We start from the raw sequence: 2,855 nt of genomic DNA, 5'->3' as shown, positions 1-2,855 counted from the left end.
ACAATATATTTTACAGACTCACGAAATTCCACTTAGTTCAGTTAGCGGCCAGTGAGTGATATCTTTCAGAATCATTCACATAGAACCAAAATCCACATAACTGCACTCTGTACAACTAAAACAAAGTTTTTGAGACAAATTTTAACTTTAACTGTATTCTGTACATCTAAAAGCTCCGTATTTCACTTCTACGTCCTATTTTCCTTAATTTAGTTGTACAAACTACAGCTATCTCGCGGTAGCAGCTAAATTCACAGCAAATAACTGCACAAAGTGCAGTTATTTTCACAAGCTAATCAGGCAACTTGATTAAACCAGACCATGACCGCCGCGAGGCCCACGGCAGCAATAGCCCGGTTCTTGTTTCTCTACTAACCCGATGCCAGACAGGTTGCAGGCAACTCTCACTGATTACTGAGTCAGAACCCGGGTAGACTCCGGTCCTGACCTATTCCCCAAAGTGCCGGATAAGAAACAGCATGTACAGCTTGTTATTAAGCCCGACGCCAGGCCCCCAGCACCCAAGAGAGCAGGCGGAGATCCTGCCCGTGGCCGCCGATGACGGACAATCCCAGCGGGAGACCCTCAGGTCCCTCCACCGGCAGGGTGATCTGAGGCAGGCCGGCAAGCCCGGCAATGCAGCTAAGCATCATAGCGCCGCTGCGGTTGCGTTCCAGCTGCTGCAGGTCTCCGCCCAGAAGCGGAGCCGGTCCGGGGACGGTCGGGATGACCAGGCAGCGGTCCTCCCGGAGCAGCAGCCGCAGCCGGCCGGCAATCTCACTGCGCAGCGCGGCCGCCCGGCTATGGTCCTGCCCGGCGATGCTTGCCGCCCAAGAGAACCGGGCCGCGATATCCGGCCCGAATTCCGGCTGCTCCTGTCTGATCCATTCGCTATGGGTTGCCCAGATTTCAGCCGCCTGCAGCTCCCTGAACAGATCCATCCAGCTTTTCAGGCCTTCGGCTGACACCACATTTTCTACTGTCTCATCCGCAGCGGCCTGCAGCCGGCTGAGTTTCCGCCTCAGACAGGCGCACTTGACGGTTCAGCCAGTGCCCAGCAGTCCGCCGGGAGATATAGCTTGCTCATTCTGCCTTCAGCCGGAGTAGTACCTGAACCAGAACCGGATCTGACTTCAGACAGAGACAGACTTACTCCGCCGGCGCTCGTTACATCCGACTGCTCAGATGGCCTCTCACCCGCATCAAGCAGCACCCTTCCCACAACCTCCAGCAGTTCCGGGCTATCCGCCATCCAGCCCACCGTATCAAATCCCGGGGCCAGCGGAATAACGCCCTCCATATCCACGGCTCCATGCGTAGGCCGGAAGCCGTACACGCCGCAGTAAGCAGAAGGGACACGGACCGAGCCACCGGTATCCGTTCCAAGTGCAAAGTCTACGGCGCCAGAGGCTACCGCCACCGCTGACCCGCTGGATGAGCCGCCGGGAATCCGTCCGGCTCCGCGCGGATTCACAGGCGTGCCGTAATGAACGTTTTCGCCGCCCAGGCTGTACATCAGCTCATCGGTATGTGCTGCACCGCATAAAGCTGCCCCCGCCTCCAGCAGCTTAGAGACAGCTGCCGAATGTACTCTTGAAGGCCCGTGGCTTCGCAGCCAGGAGGGATTCCCGGCAGATGAGCTGTGGCCGGCTACTGCGAACACATCCTTTACTGCAAACCTGAGCCCCTTCAATTCCCCCTGCCGCGAGCCGGAGACTTCAAGCTCCGGAGCAATAAAAGCACCATAATTATTATCTAGTATCATCTCTCCCGCTCCCTCCCTGCCAGCTACCACCCGATTGCCGCTCCGTCACACCGCGGATCCGTTCCGCCGCTGCGGAGACCTCCGCTGTCGATTGCAATAACATGGGCATGGCCCATGATGCCGTCAAAAGCTGCCGCCGGCCGCACCAGATGCCCGGCGCCGGCCAGCGCATCCAGCACCTGCTGCCCGGCGCGCTGCTCTACCTTCAGCTCCTGGGTCGGCTCTCCCCAGGTTCTGCCCCACACAAATCTCGGGGCACTCACCGCCTCCAGCGGATTCATGCCGTAATGCAGCAGCCTCGTCAGCAGCAGCGTCTGCGTCTGGGGCTGCCCTTCCCCGCCCTGTGTCCCGTACAGATAAGCGGGCTTTCCCTCCCGGCACGCCATCGCCGGCATCAGGGTATGGAATGTACGCTTGTGCGGCTCCAGTGTATTGATATGCCCCGGGTCCAGCGAGAAGAAAGAGCCGCGGTTCTGCAGCAGAATGCCCGTATCCCCGGCAACAACCCCAGAGCCAAATTCAAAATAGAGGCTTTGAATAAACGACACGGCATTGCCGTCACCGTCCACTACAGCGGCGTAAGCCGTATCCCGGCCGACCGGTTCACTTCCAATCGCCGCCGCACGGCTCATGGAAATGGAGGCTGCAAGCTGCTGCGCATATCCTTTATCCAGCAGCCGGTCCAGCGGAGCCTGATGGTGAAGCGGATCCGTCAGCACCTGATCCCGGTCACGGAAGCTTAGCTTCAGCGCCTCCACCAGCAGGTGGTAATATTCATAGGAGCCATGCTCGATGCCGCTAAAATCAAAACGCTCCAATATATTAAGCGCCATCAGGGCTGCAAAGCCCTGCGAGTTCGGCGGCGCCTGATATATGCTGTAGCCGTGATATTCGGTAGAGACGGGCTCAGCCCACTCCCCCTGATGATCAGCAAAATCATCACAGGTAAGATACCCGCCCGCAGCCCGCATATAATCGCTTATATCCTGCGCAATCTGCCCCTTATAGAAGGCGTCGCGCCCGCCCGACGCCAGGGCACGCAGCGTCCGCGCCAGCTGCGGCTGCACAAACCTGGACCCGGCGGCCGGCA

2 protein-coding genes and 1 pseudogene are annotated in these 2,855 nt (G+C 58.5%); all 3 read right to left on the bottom strand.

The features are described 5' to 3' along the window. Positions 1-494 precede the first annotated feature (494 nt). A complete protein-coding gene (locus AWJ19_RS11395) occupies positions 495-971 on the bottom strand; it encodes an amidase family protein (RefSeq protein WP_068723808.1) in 477 nt (158 codons plus the stop codon). Between the two features lie 209 nt (positions 972-1,180). Next, positions 1,181-1,765 (bottom strand): annotated as a pseudogene (locus AWJ19_RS11390) (amidase family protein); the annotation flags it as partial. A gap of 23 nt (positions 1,766-1,788) precedes the next feature. After that, a partial coding sequence (gene ggt, locus AWJ19_RS11385; protein ID WP_068723806.1) for a gamma-glutamyltransferase occupies positions 1,789-2,855 on the bottom strand: 1,067 nt, incomplete at its 5' end.

It is taken from the genome of Paenibacillus sp. DMB5 (assembly GCF_001517085.1).
Classification (GTDB): Bacteria; Bacillota; Bacilli; order Paenibacillales; family Paenibacillaceae; genus Paenibacillus_AQ.
The sequence above is the reverse complement of the archived record's forward strand: the minus strand, read 5'-3'. Positions and strand labels throughout refer to the sequence as shown.